This is a genomic window from Mycolicibacterium boenickei (genome assembly GCF_010731295.1).
In the GTDB taxonomy this organism is placed as follows: Bacteria; Actinomycetota; Actinomycetes; order Mycobacteriales; family Mycobacteriaceae; genus Mycobacterium; species Mycobacterium boenickei.
The window spans coordinates 5207073-5224335 of the sequence record NZ_AP022579.1; the positions used below are offsets into that span (position 1 = coordinate 5207073).

The window sequence follows — 17263 nt, forward strand, 5'->3', positions numbered from 1 at the left end:
GGCCTCATCGGCCGGCGCTCTCGACAGGGTGTTGCGGTGTGGCCCGCCTCACCCAACAGCGTGACATTCTCAAAAGAATCTGTAAAGCTTGTATCTGGACGCAACCTTCGGCCGAACAACCGCCACCGCTTCGTCCCGCAGACGCGCCCGCGTCTGGCCATCAGCCAAATTGGAGGTGCTGCAATGAGTCTCGTCGCAGGACGGGGTCCGTTGAGTACACAACCGGCCGGTTGGTTCACTCCCCCGCTGGCTGCGGGCACGGTCTATATCGAGCCGCACCCCCGGCGCATCCAGGCGTTCCGCGGTGGTACCGCACTGCTCGACACCGAACACGCCCTGATGGTGCACCGTGCGGGCCATCCCCTCAGTTACGCATTCCCTGCCGATGAGCTCGGTGATCTTCCGCATCAACCGGTGGCCGAGGCACCGGGGTACGCCGCGGTGCCGTGGGATGCCGTCGATTCGTGGTTCGAAGAGGGCCGCAAGCTGGTGCACTATCCGCCCAACCCCTACCACCGGGTCGACTGCCGCCCGACGCGGCGCGGCTTGCGGGTGAGTGCCGCCGACACCGTCCTCGTCGACACCGACGAGACCGTGATCGTGTTCGAAACCGCCTTGGAGCCGCGGCTCTATGTCGATCCCGTCCGCGTCCGCACCGATCTCCTGAAGCCCAGCCAAACCACGTCGTACTGCAACTACAAGGGCACGGCGACCTACTGGTCGGCGGTCATCGGCGACACCGTCTTCGCCGATATGGCGTGGAGCTACCCCGACACCCCGCCCGAGTCCCTCCCCATCCAGGGGCTGCTCAGCTTCGACGCAACCCGCGTGGACGTGCTTGCCGAACTCCCCTCGTCCGGGACGTCGGCCACGTGCGGTTGCGAACTCTGACCTGCAAAACCGAGGAAAGCCAACACCATTGGGCATCGTGACCACCAGCTCCGAGACCGCATTCACCCAGTCCGCCGAGGAGGTCTACGACTTCGTCACCAACCCGGCGAATTGGGTGAAGACCTACCCGGGCAGCGCGCACATCGGCGGATTGCCCGAGCGACTACCGCTGCAGGTCGGCGACACCTGGACCGAGGCCGGCCCGGACGGCGCACAGATCTACACGTGGCACCTGGCGATCGCCATGCGACCGCGCATGTGGGTGTTCAACTCGGTGGGCCGGCTCGGACACGATCGCGACGGAAACGGCGGCATGGAAGGCCGTATCACCGTGCAGTACCAGTTCACCCGCCCCGGCAACGACATCACACTGTTCAGCCGCACGATGACCATCGAGGCCTACAAGGATTCCCCGTTGCCGGACGCGTTGTTCCGCGTGGTCAATCCGGCCAACATCGACAAGTACCACGCTGCGGTGGCCAGAGAGTTGGCGTTGGTCGACGGCGAATCAAGCGGCCGCGGCTGAGCCGCGAATCAAGCCAACGCCGCGCCGCCCTCGAAGTCGTCGGACAGCGCCGCCGCCAACTCCAGGGCACGGCGCCGGAACCTCGGGCGCAGCAGATCGAAATGGATCTCGGTGCCCGCGGCGATGTGCTTGTCCCACGGCAGCACGAACACCCGGCCCGGTGCCACGTGCTTCTGGAACTGGTGCACCAGATCACCGGTGTTCACGTTCGGTTTGCCCGGCCCGACGTGGTTGATCACGACGCAGGAGCGGTTCAGCAGGTCCTGGTAGCCGTTGTGACGCAGCCAGTCCATGGTCACCGCGGCTTGCCGGGCGCCGTCGATAGAGGCACTGGCGACGATGACCGCACCCGAGACCGTCGACAGGACACCACGGCCCGCCGGGGAGAACATGTCCGCCGCGCAATCGGCCAGAACCAGGTTGTAGTGCTTGGAGATGGTCGACGTCGCGGCGTTCCAGTCGGCGTCGTTGAACGCGCGGCTCGCGCCGCTGTACTCATCGCTGCCCAGCACCTCGAGCTTGGACTCGTTCATGCTGGTGAAGGCCCGAACATCGTTGTACCGCGAAAGGTCCTTGGCGGCGATCAGATCGCTCACCGTCGCCGCGGACTGTCGCCCCACCCGGTCGGCCAGGTTGCCGCCGGCCGGGTCGGCGTCGATGGCCAGGATCCGGTCGCCGCGGACCGCGGCCAGCACCGATCCGAGCGCGACGGTGACCGCCGTCTTGCCCACGCCGCCCTTCAGGCCGAACACGCCGATCTGATGGGACTCGCGAGCCGTGCGCCGCACCCTGGCGTACAGATCCAGTTCGTAGAGTTCGTCACGGGACAACCCGAGATTGAGGCGGGTGGTGACGAACACCGCCCGTCGCCATCCGCGTCGTGGCTGCATCTTGACCGAGGACCGCACGCCGACGCGTGAGAGGTTGTCGATGGCCCGCGCCTCGCCGGGAGCGGCCGCCGGGATCGGCTGTTCCAGGATCCAGCTGCCGGCCGAGGAAGATCCGCTGATCGGGCGGCCGGAAACCGGTGGGAGCTTGGTGGTGATCTCCGATTCGTGGGGAGCGGCGAAATTCGAGGTCAGCACGACCGGAGGCGTCGACACCCTGGCGTCGCCATGCCGGGACCGCCCGTTCGGCAATGCCGCAACCGGTCCGCCCAGCAGGGCGTCAAGCCCGCCGTACGCCAGCGGGTCCCTGGCATGTCGGGCGTCTCCGGAGTACATAAGCCGGTCGTCGTCGGCCGACATATTTACCTCTCAATCGCTGACTCGCTCCCGGCGCATCCAGATTGACCTTCGGGTGCACCACACACCACCGAAGGCCATGGTCGCACCGGCCGAACCGATTGTCCGCGCGAGTTTCACTTGCAACAGACCTGCATTATTGCCCACAACGTCGATCACAACCACCGCCCGGCGCCCGCCGGGGCGGCCCAGCTACCAGCTCAAGCGTGCAGCGCACGACGCAGCGCCGCGCCCTGTAGCGCAAAAAGTTGCTGGCTGACCTCCCAGTCCGGAACCAGCGAATCAAAGCCGTGGCACGTCCCGGGAAACAGATGCAGCTCCGTGGCAATGCCCTCGGCCAACAGCCGGCGCGCGTAGTCGAGCGCCTCGTCGCGCAGTGGATCGAGTTCCGAACAGGTGATCAGTGCCGGCGCCACACCGGTCAGCGCGGCAGCCCTGGCAGGCACCGCCGCCTCCGGTACGTCCCGGCCGCCGGCATAGTGCCGCCACATCGCGACGGTCGCCGGACCGTCGAACCCCGGGGTGTCGGCGAACTCCTCCTTCGACGGGGTGGGCCGGTCGTCCAGCACCGGCTGATGCAGCGACTGGAACACCACCGGCGGTGCGGAACCGGCTGCGGCGTGCTGCGCCAGCAGCGCGGCCAGAGCGCCGCCTGCGCTGTTGCCTGCCACCGCGATGCGGCCGGCGTCGATGTCGAGCTCACCGGCCAGCGTGGCCACCCAGTTGAGCACCACCATCGCGTCGTCGAACGCGGCGGGATAGGGATACTCGGGCGCCAGCCGGTAGTCCATCGAGATCACCGTGCACCGGGCCCGCCGGGCCAGCTCCACACATTGGATCTGGTCGGTGTCCAGGTTGCCCAGCACGAAGGCACCCGAGTGGCAGTAGACCACCGCGGGCGACGGCGACGGCCCACCGCGATAGATCCGCACCGGGATGGTGCGTCGCCCGAGCGCCACGCGGGCCCCGACGATCTCCACCCCCGGCGTATCCAGGACCTGCGCGGCGTCGCGGCGACGCTGATCCAGCGAGGTACGCACCACACCCAGCTGATCGGTGGACAGATCGGTGCGGGCCTCGGCAAACCCGTGCAATCCGGGGTCGAGGCGCTCCAGCCAGGCCATGGCTCAGCCGTCCGTCCGATCTGCGGCCGCGGTGACCCGGGCCGGGTGTTTGGTGGGCGGTTCGAAAGTGTAGTCCGCGGAGCGGAACCGTCGGGTCATCGACCAGAAAGCGCGGGCACTGCGCGGCCATTGGGTGACCACCCGACCGGTGGGTGCCCGGAAGTAACTGCTGCACCGGGTCAGCCACACCGTGCCCTGCATCCACCGGTCGATGTCGGCGAGAAACGCGGCCATGACGCTCGGGCGCACCGCCACATAGGACTTGCCTTTGCGCCGAAGGTATTTCAGAGCCCGCACCACGTAGCGAGCCTGGGCCTCCAGGATGAAGATGACGCTGTTGGAGCCGACATTGGTGTTGGGTCCGTAGAGCATGAAGAAGTTCGGGAAGCCCGGCACCGCCATCCCCAGGTAGGCGAATGCCCCGTCGCTCCAGGTGTCGTGCAACGACACCCCGTCTTCACCGGTCACCTCGATCTGCCCCAGGTAATCGGCTGCGGCATAGCCGGTGGCGCACACCACCACGTCGACGTCGAGTTCCCGGCCGTCCTCGGTGACCAGTGACCGGGCCCGCAACGCACGCGCCGGACTGGACACCACCTCGACGTTGGGGCGGGTCAGGGTTGAGATGAAATCCGGCGAGAACACCAGCCTCTTGCACCCCAGCGGATGGTCCGGGGTGAGCCGGGCCCGCAGTTCCTCGTCGGCCACAGTGGATTCGAGGAGGTCGAGCGCGAGCGCCTTGAACTCCTGGGTCTTGTCGCTGCCGTTCTCGATGACGGCGATGTTGGATTCACTGCGCAGCCACAGCCGGGTCCGGTAGATCTTCTTCGCGAACGGCACGTGGGCGAACAGCCAGCGTTCCCTCTCGGTGTACGGGCGGTCAGGTTTCGGTAGCACCCAGGTTGCCGAGCGCTGCACCGAGTACACCTTCCCTGCGACCTTCGCCATTTCCGGAACCACTTGGGAAGCAGTCGATCCCGTTCCGAGGACCGCAACGCGCGCGCCCTCGAGATCGACGCGGTGATCCCAGTTGGCGGTGTGCATGAGGGTGCCGGTGAAAGGTTCCTCGGCCACCAGATCCGGTTGCAGCGGCTGGGTGAACAAGCCGATCGCAGAGACCACGACGTCGAAGCGATGTTGCGTACCGGACCCGGTGGTCAGCACCCAGTCGTTGGCCGCGGCGTCCCATCGCGCCGCCGTGATCTCGGTGTTCAGCTGCAAATGTGGACCCAGCCGATAGCGTTCGGCGCACCGCTCGAAGTACTCGAGGATCTCGGGCTGCCCCGCCCACAGCCGGCTCCAGTTGGGGTTGAGGTCGAAGGAGTAGGAGTACAGGTGCGACTTCACGTCGCAGGCCAGGCCCGGGTAGGTGTTGATCCGCCAGGTTCCACCGACCCCGTCCTCGCGGTCGAAGATGGTGAACTCGTCGAAACCTGCCTTCTTCAAGAAGATTCCGAGTGCCAGGCCGCCCGGACCGGCTCCGATGATCCCTACTGACAGTTTCGAACTGGACACCTGAGTCATCCGATCTGCAGACATTGGCCGCCGTCCACGAGGAGTTCGGAGCCGGTGATGAACGTGGCCTGGTTCGACAGCAGAAACGCCACGGCGTCCGCGATCTCGGTCGGCTTGCCCAACCGGCCCAAGGTGGCGCGGTCGACCAGGCGGGCCTGTGTCGACTCGTCGAGCATCGGTGTTTCGACAGGCCCGGGGAACACCGCATTGACCCGGATACCGTCACGGCCCAGCTCGGCGGCTGCCAGTTGGGTGAGCCCGCGCAGTGCCCATTTCGACGATCCGTACGCCGCATGGTGCGGGAACGGGCGCACCGCGCCGGTGCTGCAGGTGTTCACCACCGCGGCGCCCTCAGCCTGACGCAGCGGTTCAAGGGCGGCCTGCAGGCCGAGGAACGGCCCCAGACAGTTGACCCGCCAGGAACCTTCGAACCCGGCCGGCGTTTCCTCGTCGATCGACGCCCGGTGCAGCACACCGGCGTTGTTGACCAGTGCGTTGAGTCCACCGAATCGGTTCACCGTTGCCCGCACCGCGGCCTGCCATTGCTCGGCCGAGGTGACGTCCAGCCGTGCGGCAAGCACCTGGTCACCGAACTCGGCTGCACTGGAGGCCAGTTCGTCGATCAACAGATCGGCTGCAGTCACCCGGTAGCCGTCTGCCACCAGCCGGCGCACGATGGCCGCACCCTGACCGCGCGCGGCACCGGTCACCAGTGCGACGCGGCTGCCCGGCTCTGCTCCTGCGTTCAGTTGTACCCTCCTCGTTCGGTGCCGCTCGCGTTTCCGGTTGCTTCACTGAGGTGCTCGGTGGCACCTCGGCGCAACGCCTGAGATTCCGACGCCAGCGTGATCATCTGGAAACCCAAGTCGGACACTACTTTTCCGATTTTCCCTGCGCCAGCATGGATTCCCGCCACCAATCCCGCAGCGCGGGCAGCGGCCTGAACCTTGACCATGGCCGCCCGCACCTCGGGGTGAGTCCAGGCGTCGGAGGGCTGGTATCCCATCGAGATGGCGAGATCGGCTGGGCCGACGTAGATCCCGGCGAGGCCGGGCACCACGCAGATCTCGTCGGCAGCGGCCAGGCCACGCGCCGTCTCGATCATCGCGAACACGCTCACCCGAGCCTCCAGCTCGGCGGTGTCGTGTCCCAGGCCGGCCCGCAGCGGCCCGAAACTGCGGATGCCTGCCGGTGCGTACCGCGTGGCCGCGACTGCGGCGGCAGCCTGCGCGGCAGATTCCACCATGGCGATGATCACCGCGTCCGCGCCTGCATCGAGCACCCTACCGATCGGTGCGGGGTCCGCCGAGGGCAGCCGCACCGCAGTGGCGATCGGCACGTGCTCGAGCCGACGCAACAGCAGCGCCACGTCGGCATCGTCGAGATATCCATGCTGAACGTCGAATCCGACGTAGTGGTATCCGGCCGCCGCGAACTCCTCGGGACCGAGGATCGTCGGGCCGACCACCCAGCCGCCCCAGACCTGCGTATTGGCGGCCAGTGCGTCCTGCAGTCTGCTCGTGGTCATCGGGTGATCGCAATCTTCACGCGCTCGGGCACCGGGCGGCAGGCCAGCTCGAACGCCGCCTGCACGTCATCCGGCGCGAAGGTATGGGTCACATAGCCGGGCAACAGCTCGGGATGTTCTCGGGCGAACTCGTCGGCCCGGCGCAGCACACGCTGACGCTCCAGCGTGACACCGGATTTCAGGGTGAGGTTGTTCCGCAGCATGGTGCGCATGCTGATCGGGTAGCTGTCGTCATCAGGTACACCGAAGTAGAACACCGTGCCGCCGAAGGCCGCGGCCTCCAACGCGTGGTTGAGTGTGGCGACCTGATGCCCGACGGCCTCGATGACGACATCAGGCTTACCGTCCGACCCCAGGTGCCTGACCCAGCGGTCGCTCGTGGCCCGGACCGCGTGGTCGACTCCGAAACGGGCGCTCACCGAAGACCGGTCCACCGGGTCTATTCCGGTCACCCATTTGGCGCCGAAAGCCTTTGCCACATAGGAGAACAGCAACCCGATCGAGCCCTGACCGATGACAGCCACGTGGCGACCGTTCAGGTCCGGCAGTTGCTCGACGGCGTACAGGACACATGCCAGTGGTTGCAGGCCGACCGCCAGTTCAGGGGTCAGCGCGGGGTCATAGGGCACCAGCCCGGATCCATCGGCGATCACCCGGCCCATGAGACCGTCGAAACCCGACGCCCAACCCACCACCCGCTCCCCCGGCCGGTGATCCGGATGGCGGCTGGCCAGTACCTCGCCCACAACCTCGTGGATCGGGAAGCCGTTCATCTCCGCCGCACAGCATCCGGTGTCCCCCGGCAATTTGCCCTGGGTACCCCGGAATCCGGGCAGGTCGCTACCGCAGATACCGGCGGCCAGGAAGTCGAGCAACACCTGGCCGTCGGCCAACGATTCCGGCGAAGGTTCTGAAACCTCTTGCCGCTCAAAAGTGTACGGAGCGACGAGCCGATATGACCACACGTCACACCTCCACGGGAATGTTGTTCCAGCCCCACTGGAAGCTGGACGGCGGGCGGGACGCCGCGGCCTCGTCGATGTGGTACTCGGGCACGCGCTTGAGGAATTCCTGGATCATGATGGTGATCTCCAAGCGGGCCACGTGCACTCCCAGACAGAAATGCTGTCCATGCCCGAACGACAACAGCCGTTCGATACGCCGGTCCCACACAAAGTCGTCCGGGTTCTCGTACTCCCTCTCGTCCCGGGCCGCGGAGGCCAGCAGCGTGATGATGCGTTGCCCGGGATTGATGGTCGTGCCGTGAACGGTGTACGGCCGCCGTACGGTTCGGGCGAACCACTGCGCCGGGGCGCTGTGCCGGATGATCTCCTCGCGCGCGATCGGCACGTTGCTGTCGAGATCGGCGCGGACCGCGGCCAATTGGTCCGGGTGCCGCAGCAGCTGCCACAGCCCGGTCGCGGTGATCTTCGGCACCGTTTCGGTGCCGCCGATGAACACGCCCAGCATCTGCACGGCGGCTTCCATGTCCCCGAAGGCCGACCCGTCGGGTAGGCGGAAATCGATAAGGGCGTCGGCGATCGGGACGCTACCGTCGTGGCCTTCTGCACGCCGCCGCTCGATGATCGGGGTGAGGTACGACAGGTAGCCGGGGCGGGCGTTGCCGACCTCGACCCCTTCGCCCGGTTGCGCGAGGCTGCCCGCGTTGACGGTGGCCAGTACCTCTGGCGCCAGATCGGCCGGTAATCCGACGAATTCGCAGACCATGGCGGCGGCCACGATGCCGCCGTAATCCTGCGTCAGGTCGAACGCCCCGCGCGGCAGCAACTCGTCGAGCCGCTCGTTGACCAAGGTCCGGATCCGGTCGGCCAGTTTGGCCGCCGAGCGCGGCCGGAACTGCGCCGACGTGCACCGCCGGACGTTCTCGTACAGCGGGGAATCGAAATTGGCGTGGAAGGGCATGGGATGCATCGGCGGATCGGGCACCGGACCGTTGTTGCGGTGCGCCAGTACGTTGGCGGCAGGCAGCGTCCCCTCGGAGGCGACGAAGGTTCCGTCGTTGACTCCGAGCATGTTCCAGATGTCGTCGAACCGGGACAGGGCATACGTGTCCCACTTGTCGATGTAGTAGACCGGGTACTCGTCGCGCAAGATCCGATAGTAAGGCAACGGGTTCGCCATCACAGCCGGATCGAACGGATCGTAGGTGAAATCCTGCAGTACAGGGTGATTCATGACAGACCTACTTCAGCGGCGAGGGCGGCAGGGCCGCGAGGACCGAATCCTCCCAGCCGTCGCGCAGCGCGGGGGCCACGCTCATCCAGGTGACGATCTCCGCGGGCGGGTTGCCCTTCCACGACGGGTAATGGTTCTCGAAGCAGTCCCAGTCGTCGTCGAGCGCCCAGTAGTGGATCACCTCGTTGAACCGGAAGGTGGTGATGAACGACCCCAGCCAGCGTTTGCCGGTGCTTTCCGACCACGGCACATACAACCGCTCGAGTTCCCGGATGTAGTCGTCCTGGCGCCCCGGCTTGGTCTCCATGATCTCCTGAATCACCAGGCCGGCACCGAAGTTCGCTTCTCGGAGCTGCGCCAGTGTCCGGTTGTACTTGCCGGCGTACATGATTCGACCCTCGCCGCGAGCCCCCAGCTCGGACAGGTATGCCGCCCACTGCAGTGCCGGCTTCTCGTGACTGCCGCCGACCGCCCGCGCCTTGCCGATTCGGGCGTAGTCGGCGAATGCGTCGATCTCCCAGATGATCGTCACCTGCGGCCAGTGCCCGTTGTAGGGCGTGGTCTCCCAGATCGCGAACAGCCGGGCGCCGAGGTCCTCCATCATCGGCTGGTAGATCTCCCCGAAGGGGCCGGTGAACTGGTCGGTCCGACCTGACCCCAGGTCAATCGTCTCGTGCAAATACAGCAGCGTGTGGCCGTAGAACTTCTTCATCACGACGCTCCGATAGTTGACAGTGGCACCATGGGAGCGTGACACTTGGAGCGTGTTTTGTAAAGGTGCGTGGAGATGACTGCAGGAACCGACCAGACCGGGACAACCGAACTGGCGCATGGGTTCTGTTTCGGCGAGGGACCGCGGTGGTTCGAAGGTCTGCTGTGGTTTTCCGACATGCTGGGCGAAGCCGTCCACACGGTCACGCTGTCGGGCGCCATGACCACTCTGCCCGTCCCCGGTCATTCCCCGTCCGGATTGGGATTTCGGCCTGACGGCACCCTGCTGATCGTGTCCACCCAGCGCCGGCAGGTACTGCGCTACGACGGCGACACCGTCGAACTGCTGGTCGATCTCAGCGACCTGGTCCCCGCGGCGCTCGGTGACATGGTGGTCGACGAGCACGGCCGGGCCTACGTCGGCTCCCAGGCCCGTGCCGGCGGGGTGATCGTGCGCGTCGACCCGGACAGCACCACGACGATCGTCGCCGATCAGCTCGACTTCCCCAACGGCATGGTGATCGCCCCGGACGGCACCACCCTGATCGTCGCGGAGTCCACCGCGCGACGGCTCAGCGCTTTCACGATCGGTGCCGACGGCGGCCTCGGCGACCGGCGGGTGTTCGCCGAGGGGCTCGACGGCCCGCCGGACGGCCTCGCGATCGACGCCGAGGGCGGGGTGTGGGCGGCATTGACGTTGGCGCAGGAGTTTCAGCGTTTCGGCCCGGACGGCTCGGTCACCGATCGCATCGACGCCGACGGGCGCACCGCGATCGCGTGCGCCCTTGGCGGTGTCGAGGGACGCACCCTGTTCATGGTCACCACCACCGACGCCTATCCAGAACGGCTCGTCGGCACCAAGCTGTCGCGGGTCGACGCGCTGATGGTCGAAACTCCCGCACCGGGCGATCATGACGCCGGCCACCATCACCACCACTGACGGGTAGACATGTCTGACTCTTACTACGAACTGATCGACGAGAACGACGCGATCGGGGAGAAGTTCCGTGCGACCGATATGGCCCGGGGTACCTGGTCGGCGGCGATCCAGCATGGCGCGCCGGTGTCGGCATTGCTAGTGCGGGCATTGGAACGCTGCGAGCACCGCGCCGACACCCGGCTGAGCCGGGTGGCCATCGATCTGATGGGCGGAGTTCCCTCCGAAGGCGACCTGTGGGTGCGCGCGCAATTGGAACGGCCCGGCAAACAGATCGAGCTGGTCAGCGCCGAAATGCTGGCTCTCGGGCCCGATGGTGAGCCCCGGGTGGTGGCGCGTGCCAGCGGCTGGCGAATGTTGCAACTGGACACCACCGCGGTAGCGCATACCGGCGTCGAGCCGCTACCTCCACTCGAGCAGGCTCGCAGCCGTGACATGGCCAAGAACTGGGCGCCCAACTACGTGCACAGCGTGGATTGGCGCTGGCTTACGGTGCCGCAGGCGCCCGGCCCGGGCGAGTCGTGGCTCAAGCCGACGGTCGACGTGGTCAAGGGTGAACCGATGACGCCGTTGCAGCGGTTGTTCGCGGTGGCCGACGACGCCAACGGCATCGGCTCCAAAATCGACATCCGCAAGTGGACGTTCCTCAACACCGATCTGGTGGTGCACATCCACCGGGTGCCCGACGGTGAGTGGATCGGCATCCGCGCCGACACCAACTACGGACCCGACGGCATCGGCGCCACGGTGGGCACACTGTTCGACCAGACCGGCGCGGTGGGGGCGATCCAGCAGTCGGTGCTGGTGCGCCCGCGCCCACCCAAGCGTTCTTAGGTCCACGAAACGTGAGCTTGTTGTCGAGAATCCACGGAAAATCGACAACCAGCTCACGTTCGACGTACAGCTCGACGACGAACACCAGCCGCTTCTCCCCTGATGCAACCCCGCGATCACCTTCGCGGCATTGTCGATCCTGCCGACAGCGTCGACGGTGATCTCCGGTGCCGGCGTAGTCATCAACACCTCGGATTGCAGTCAGTATCAAGCAGAAATCCGAGATTTAAGTCACTTCAGGGTGTTTCGGACGTGTGAAGCGGTCAGGTCGGCCACCCTCGACACGCCCATCAAGGTCAGCGTCGAGCGCATCTCGGCGGCGAGGATGTCGAGCACCGCGGCGACCCCGGCGCCACCGGCCGCGGCCAGCCCGTAGATGTACGGCCGGCCGATCATCACCGCGTCGGCGCCGAGGGCCAGCGCGGTGACCACGTCGGTGCCACACCGCACGCCGCTGTCGAGCAGCACGGTGGCGCGGTCACCAACGGCGTCGGCGATGTCGGGCAACGCATCGATCGAGGCGACCGCTCCGTTGAGTTGGCGCCCACCGTGATTGGACACCACCACCCCGGTGGCGCCCACCTCATCGACCGCACGCACCGCGTCGTCGGGCTCCAACACACCCTTGACCACGAACGGGCCGTCCCAGCGCTCACGCAGCGCGACCACGTCACGCCAGCTCAGGTCGGGCCGGATCCGCCGGTTCTGGATGCCGACGGATTCCACCGCACCCTTGGCGCCCGCGGTGTGGGTGAGGCTGCGCATCGTCATGCGCTGGTATCGCAGCAACCCGTACCACCAGGCCGGCCGGATCGCGGCGTCGGCGATGCGGCGCGGCGTGAGGATGGGCGGGTGCCCCATGCCGGTGCGCCGCTCCCCCGTCCGGTTGCCCTGCACCGGAACGTCGACGGTCACCACCAGGGTGCGATATCCGGCGCCGCGGGCCCGGCTGAGCATGGAATCCGAGAACGGGCCGTCGCCCCAGGGATACAGCTGGAACCAATGATCGGCCGAGGTTCCCGCGGCCACCTCCTCGATCGAGTACGACGACGCCGTCGACAGTGTCAGCCGGGTCCCGGCCCGCTCGGCGGCCTGCGCCGCAGCCAGCTCACCCGACCAGTGCGCCAGACCGGTGAGCCCGGTGGGGGCCAGCAGCACCGGCAGGTCGAATCGCTGCCCGTCGATCGTCACACCCAGGTCAGCGCCGGAGTGTCCGGACAGAACCCGTTGGCGTAGAGACCAATTCGCAAACGCCGTGCGGTTCGCGTGCAGCGTGCGCTCGTCATCGGCGCCGCCGTCCAGATAGGCCCACACCATCTCGGGCAGGGCCCGGCGGGCGGCCCGCCGGTAGTCCTCGATGCTGACCAGTGGCACCGGGGTACGCAGCCGGTACGAGAAGGCCGGGCTCATTTGATGGCGATGGGCGTGACCGGCGAACCGACGGCATTGCTGATGTGCAGCGGCGGCGCCACGAACAGGAAGCTCCACACACCGTCGTCCGCGCAGTCGGCGGCCAGCGCGTCCAGGTCGAGGATCTCGGCCAGCGGCATCCCCATGTCACGGATCAGGATGCAGTGCAGCGGCAGCGTCTCGCCCGTCTCACTGGGGATCACCTCGATGGCCCAGTTGTCGCTGCCCACCGCCGCCACCGAACGCGAATACAACCAGCGGGCACAGTGGATGCTCAGGCCCGGCTCGGTGGACATCCAGCCGTCACGGCCCTGCGCCAGCAGCCGGCCCCGCCAGCCGGTACGCACGAGCAGGAAGTCGGCCTCGCCGACGGTCACGCCCTGCGCCGCTTCGGCAGCCTCGAGATCGGCCGGGGTGATCGCGGTGCCGCCTTCGAGCCAGTCCACGCCGTGCAACCGGGCGATGTCGAGCAGTACCCCGCGCCCGGCGATCTTGTCGGTGAAGGCATCCACCGCCAGTTGCCGGGCTCCGGCGCGAGTACCGACCTGCTCGGCGGAGTGCCCGTTGTAGAGCTTGCCGTCGTAGCCGACGTGCGACAGCGCATCCCACTGGGTGCCGGATTGCAGCGGCATGATGATCCAGTCGTCGGCGACCTGCAGACCGTGCGGATCAAAGTCGCTGTGTTGCATCGACATCAGGTGCACTGGGTTGTTCCTCCCGCCGACACCGCTCTGCGGCCCGTCCTTGCCCACCGGGATGCTCAACTGAAATACCTTGCCGGAACGAACCTCGCGGGCCGCCGCCGCAACATGATACGGCTGCACGAGGTTGAGGGTGCCGATCTGGTCATCGGGTCCCCATTTGCCCCAGTTCGACAGTTCACGGCCGAGATCCTTGAAATCCACGCTTTACAGAATTGCACATTATTGTCAACATGACAGCTATGTCCGCCGCCCATTTTCCGTTGTTGTCGTTCGACACCACCGACCCTGCTTTCGTCGCCGATCCATGGGCGCGCTACCGCGAGATCCGCGCCTTGGGCGGAGTGGTGTTCAACGAGCGGATCAACCGCTGGATGGTCGGCGACTTCGATCTGGTCAAGCAGATCCTCAGCGCACCTTCACGGTTCGGGTCGGAACGCGGCCAGGTCGAGCACGCGGCGGTGTTCGGCGGCCCGACGATGGAGTTCTACGACGGCCCGCACCACGACCAGATCCGATCGATCTGGTCGGGCGATTTCCGTCCGAGGACATTGGCGCGGCTACGTCCGGTGATCACCGACATCGTGCGGGCCCGGTTGGAGCCGGTCGACGCGAGGCTGCGGGACGGGGAAACCGTCGAGATCGTCTCGGAGCTCACCCGGGGCATCCCAACGGAGGTGATCGCGCACATGCTCGGGGTGGAGCCGGAGATGGTCGACCAGTTCACCTCGTGGAGCGACGCGATGGGCGCGTCTGCGGAGGGTTACAGCATGCCGGGCGCGCACGGTGCCGAGTTGATCGCGGCCGGGAGACACGCTACGGCCCAATTGAATTCCTACATTCGTGAGCAGTTGCCGGTCCGGGGCTGCCCGGCCGAGGGCAGTTGGGACCTGATCGGGACGATGGTCGGCCACCAATATGCGTGTGAGCACATGACCGAACAGGAGATCGTCGCGAGCAACACCCAGTTGGTGTTCGCCGGCAACGAGACCACCGCCAAGCTGCTCGCCCAGATCGTCGCGACACTGGCCAACCATCCGGAGCAACGCCGAATCCTGCAGTCAGATCGCAACTTGGCCCTCGACGCGGTGGAAGAGGTGCACCGCTTGGAAACCGTGTCACACTCGATCTTCCGCGATGTCGTCGGCGACGGTGTGACGGTCGGTGACGTCGCCGTGGCCGACGGTGAGCGGATCACCCTGTTGCTGGGAGCGGCGAACCGAGACCCGCGACGCTGGGACCGCCCCGACGACTTCGATGTCACCCGCCGCAAGCTGTCGCATCTGGGGTTCGCGTTCGGCCTGCACAGCTGCCTCGGGATGAACCTGGCCCGTCTGGAGGCGCAGATCTTCCTCGAGGAGCTGATCGACACCGTGGGTGACTGGCAACTGGCGGCCCCGCTGGACTACGGCACCAACTACACGGTGCGCGGTCCGGGCCGGGTGCTGGTGGCGGCGGCCTGACGCCTCGGCCGCTCAATGGCCAGTTGTGACACACGTTCTGCGAAATTGCGTGGCATAACTGGCCGCTCGACGGGAATCAGCCCAACATCCGCAATGCGGAAGCCGGGCATTGAGTCACGGCCTGCCGCAACCGTTCCCGGTCGCTCTCCGGGTGATCGTCGCCGTGGATGCGCACCCAGCCCTCGTCGGAAACCTCGAACACGTCCTCGGCGATCGACTCGCAGATACCGTGCCCGGTGCACTTGCCCAGATCGACTTCGACACGCATCTTCACGAGACCTACGCGAGGTGCGCGGGCACGCGCTTGATGCCGTGGACGAAACTGCTGTACAGCAGTTCGGGCTCGCCGAATTCGACGGTCTTCAGCCGGGTCAGCAACTCGCGGAACAAATGTCGCAGCTCGGTCTTGGCCAGCTGGTTGCCCAGGCAGAAGTGCGGACCGCCACCACCGAACCCAATTTGCGGGTTGGGCGAACGGCTCAGGTCGAAACGCTGCGGGTCGGCGAACACCGACTCGTCCCGGTTGCCCGAGCAGTAGAACAGCCCGACCTTGTCCCCGGCCCTGATCTGCTGACCGGCCAACTCGACATCCTCGGTGGCGTGCCGGGCGAACTGGATCACCGGCGTGGCCCACCGCACGAATTCCTCGGTGGCCAGGCCGATCCGGTTGTCGAAATCCTCCAGCAGCCAATCCTTTTGGTCCGGGTTGGCGGCCAGCGCCATCATCGCGTGGGTGGTGGTCTGCTTGGTGGTGTCGTTGCCCGCGGAGGCCAGCAGGATCAGGAATGCCCCGATCTCCTCATCGGTCAGCCGATGGCCGTCCACCTCGGCGTTGACGATGCTGGTCATCAGGTCGTCGCCGGGATTGGCCCGCCGGAACTTGGCCAGCTCCACCCCGGTGTTCGAGATCAGCATGATCTCGTTGATGGTGGCCATGGCGCGTTCCTCGAGCGACGAGTACTCGTCATCGCTCATGCTGAACAACTTCTCGGCGGCCTTGGCCAGGGCCGGTTGATCGGCAGTGGGCACACCGAGCATGTCGGAGATGGTGCGCATGGGCAGCTGCGCCGAGCAGGCTTCGACGAAGTCGACGTCTCCGGCACCGATCAGGTCGTCGACGACAGCGACGGCGTTGCGGTGAATCTGCTCTTCGATCTTGCGCACATTGCGCGGGGTGAACGCCGAGCTGATCAGGCGCCGATAGGTGGTGTGCTCGGGCGGATCCATCATCAGGAAGAAGGTGGCGAACTTCTGCACGTCGGCAGGCATCGGATCGAGCGCAACACCCTTGGTCGAGGTGAACAGCTCGGGATTCTGGCTGACGAACTGGATGTCGGCGCGGCGGGTAATCGCCCAGAAGCCGGGCTCCTCCACGTCGAACAGTGTCGACAGCGGCTCATGCCAACTCAAGCCTTCACCCGCGCGCAGCTGCGCGAACGTCTCGTCACGCTCGGCGAACGGCCGGCTCCAGAAATCGTGCGACGTGATGTCGAATGGGCTGTATTCGCGTGCCTGCGGTGAGCTGGCAACTGTCACGGTGTTCCCTCCTGCACGGGCGTCCGACAACGGTGTCGCGCCACGAATTAGCGTGACAGTTCGTCGATAGTTTGTAAAGCTGTGGGCATGGCGGAAATCGCGTCCACAGATGACGACGGCAGTACCCGAGGACGGATCCTGGCCGCCACCGCGGAGGTGCTCGGCGCCAACGGCATGACCAAGCTCAGCCTGTCCGAGGTGGCTTCGCAGGCCGGTGTTTCCCGCCCCACGCTCTACCGCTGGTTCGCTTCCAAGCAGGAACTGCTCGATGCATTCGTGGTGTGGGAGCGCAAGTACTACGAACAGGCCGTGGCCCAGGCCTCCGCCGACCTGCCCGACGACGAACACCTGGATGCCGCGCTGCGGACGGTGGTCGAGTACCAGCAGTCCTACCCGGGACTGCGCATGGTCGACATCGAACCCGAGCACGTCATCAAGCGGCTCGCTCAGGTGATCCCGCAAATGCGGGACCGCCTGCAACGCCTGACCACCGGGCCGGATGCCGACATCGCCGCGGCCACCGCGGTGCGGGTGGCCGTCTGCCACTACCTGGTGCGCAGCGACGACGCCGACGACTTCCTCGCGCAGCTGCGCCATGCCGCTCGGGTGAAACACCACTGACCTGGGGTTGACGCGCCCGGCGCTAC

At 66.6% G+C, this 17263-nt stretch carries 18 protein-coding genes; 6 read left to right on the forward strand and 12 right to left on the reverse strand.

Annotated elements, in window-relative coordinates:
• Positions 1 to 183 precede the first annotated feature (183 nt).
• Positions 184 to 891 (forward strand): DUF427 domain-containing protein, encoded by a 708-nt coding sequence (locus G6N57_RS24875; RefSeq protein WP_077738959.1) that lies wholly within the window; start codon positions 184 to 186, stop codon positions 889 to 891.
• A gap of 28 nt (positions 892 to 919) precedes the next feature.
• Positions 920 to 1417: a polyketide cyclase gene (locus tag G6N57_RS24880; protein WP_077738958.1), complete on the forward strand. Its 498-nt coding sequence runs from the start codon at positions 920 to 922 to the stop codon at positions 1415 to 1417.
• Between the two features lie 8 nt (positions 1418 to 1425).
• On the opposite strand, the gene G6N57_RS24885 is transcribed toward G6N57_RS24880, so the two are convergent.
• From G6N57_RS24885 to G6N57_RS24920, 8 genes are all read right to left on the reverse strand, one after another.
• Entirely contained in the window at positions 1426 to 2664 is a 1239-nt protein-coding gene (locus G6N57_RS24885; protein WP_097925970.1) for a MinD/ParA family ATP-binding protein, read from the reverse strand.
• A gap of 197 nt (positions 2665 to 2861) precedes the next feature.
• On the reverse strand, positions 2862 to 3785 hold the full coding sequence (locus G6N57_RS24890) for an alpha/beta hydrolase (protein WP_077738957.1): 924 nt from the start codon (positions 3783 to 3785) through the stop codon (positions 2862 to 2864).
• Positions 3786 to 3788: 3 nt separating this feature from the next.
• Positions 3789 to 5324: a flavin-containing monooxygenase gene (locus tag G6N57_RS24895; protein ID WP_077738956.1), complete on the reverse strand. Its 1536-nt coding sequence runs from the start codon at positions 5322 to 5324 to the stop codon at positions 3789 to 3791.
• Positions 5306 to 6010 (reverse strand): SDR family NAD(P)-dependent oxidoreductase, encoded by a 705-nt coding sequence (locus G6N57_RS24900; RefSeq protein ID WP_234815668.1) that lies wholly within the window; start codon positions 6008 to 6010, stop codon positions 5306 to 5308. Before G6N57_RS24900 ends, G6N57_RS24895 begins: the two co-directional genes overlap by 19 nt.
• 35 nt (positions 6011 to 6045) lie before the next feature.
• Positions 6046 to 6828 (reverse strand): HpcH/HpaI aldolase family protein, encoded by a 783-nt coding sequence (locus G6N57_RS24905; RefSeq protein WP_077738954.1) that lies wholly within the window; start codon positions 6826 to 6828, stop codon positions 6046 to 6048.
• A complete protein-coding gene (locus tag G6N57_RS24910; RefSeq protein WP_077738953.1) occupies positions 6825 to 7793 on the reverse strand; it encodes a zinc-binding dehydrogenase in 969 nt (322 codons plus the stop codon). The genes G6N57_RS24905 and G6N57_RS24910 overlap by 4 nt, the downstream gene beginning before the upstream one ends.
• A gap of 1 nt (position 7794) precedes the next feature.
• Positions 7795 to 9024, reverse strand: a complete 1230-nt coding sequence (locus G6N57_RS24915; protein ID WP_077738952.1) for a cytochrome P450 — start codon at positions 9022 to 9024, stop codon at positions 7795 to 7797.
• A gap of 7 nt (positions 9025 to 9031) precedes the next feature.
• Positions 9032 to 9736 carry an NIPSNAP family protein gene (locus G6N57_RS24920; protein WP_077738951.1) on the reverse strand — a complete coding sequence of 235 codons (705 nt, stop codon included), beginning with the start codon at positions 9734 to 9736 and terminating at the stop codon, positions 9032 to 9034.
• A 75-nt stretch (positions 9737 to 9811) separates the two neighbouring features.
• Between G6N57_RS24920 and G6N57_RS24925 the strand changes: the two genes are divergently transcribed.
• Together G6N57_RS24925 and G6N57_RS24930 are read left to right on the forward strand one after the other, a co-directional pair.
• Positions 9812 to 10675, forward strand: coding sequence for an SMP-30/gluconolactonase/LRE family protein (locus G6N57_RS24925; RefSeq protein WP_077738950.1), 864 nt, complete (start codon positions 9812 to 9814; stop codon positions 10673 to 10675).
• Positions 10676 to 10684: 9 nt separating this feature from the next.
• On the forward strand, positions 10685 to 11506 hold the full coding sequence (locus G6N57_RS24930; RefSeq protein WP_077738949.1) for a thioesterase family protein: 822 nt from the start codon (positions 10685 to 10687) through the stop codon (positions 11504 to 11506).
• 231 nt (positions 11507 to 11737) lie between these two features.
• On the opposite strand, the gene G6N57_RS24935 is transcribed toward G6N57_RS24930, so the two are convergent.
• The gene (locus G6N57_RS24935; RefSeq protein ID WP_077738948.1) at positions 11738 to 12916 is read right to left on the reverse strand and encodes an alpha-hydroxy acid oxidase; all 1179 of its coding nucleotides are present in this window, start codon (positions 12914 to 12916) and stop codon (positions 11738 to 11740) included.
• The gene (locus tag G6N57_RS24940; RefSeq protein WP_077738947.1) at positions 12913 to 13821 is read right to left on the reverse strand and encodes a cyclase family protein; all 909 of its coding nucleotides are present in this window, start codon (positions 13819 to 13821) and stop codon (positions 12913 to 12915) included. The genes G6N57_RS24935 and G6N57_RS24940 overlap by 4 nt, the downstream gene beginning before the upstream one ends.
• A 29-nt stretch (positions 13822 to 13850) precedes the next feature.
• Between G6N57_RS24940 and G6N57_RS24945 the strand changes: the two genes are divergently transcribed.
• A complete protein-coding gene (locus G6N57_RS24945) occupies positions 13851 to 15080 on the forward strand; it encodes a cytochrome P450 (RefSeq protein WP_077738946.1) in 1230 nt (409 codons plus the stop codon).
• Positions 15081 to 15156: 76 nt separating this feature from the next.
• On the opposite strand, the gene G6N57_RS24950 is transcribed toward G6N57_RS24945, so the two are convergent.
• Both G6N57_RS24950 and G6N57_RS24955 read right to left on the reverse strand, forming a co-directional pair.
• Positions 15157 to 15348 carry a ferredoxin gene (locus tag G6N57_RS24950; protein ID WP_077741673.1) on the reverse strand — a complete coding sequence of 64 codons (192 nt, stop codon included), beginning with the start codon at positions 15346 to 15348 and terminating at the stop codon, positions 15157 to 15159.
• A gap of 11 nt (positions 15349 to 15359) precedes the next feature.
• Entirely contained in the window at positions 15360 to 16616 is a 1257-nt protein-coding gene (locus G6N57_RS24955) for a cytochrome P450 (RefSeq protein ID WP_077741672.1), read from the reverse strand.
• Positions 16617 to 16703: 87 nt separating this feature from the next.
• On the opposite strand from G6N57_RS24955, the gene G6N57_RS24960 reads away from it, so the two are divergent.
• Complete coding sequence (locus tag G6N57_RS24960) at positions 16704 to 17237, forward strand: TetR/AcrR family transcriptional regulator (protein ID WP_077738945.1); 534 nt, start codon at positions 16704 to 16706, stop codon at positions 17235 to 17237.
• Positions 17238 to 17263: the final 26 nt, after the last annotated feature.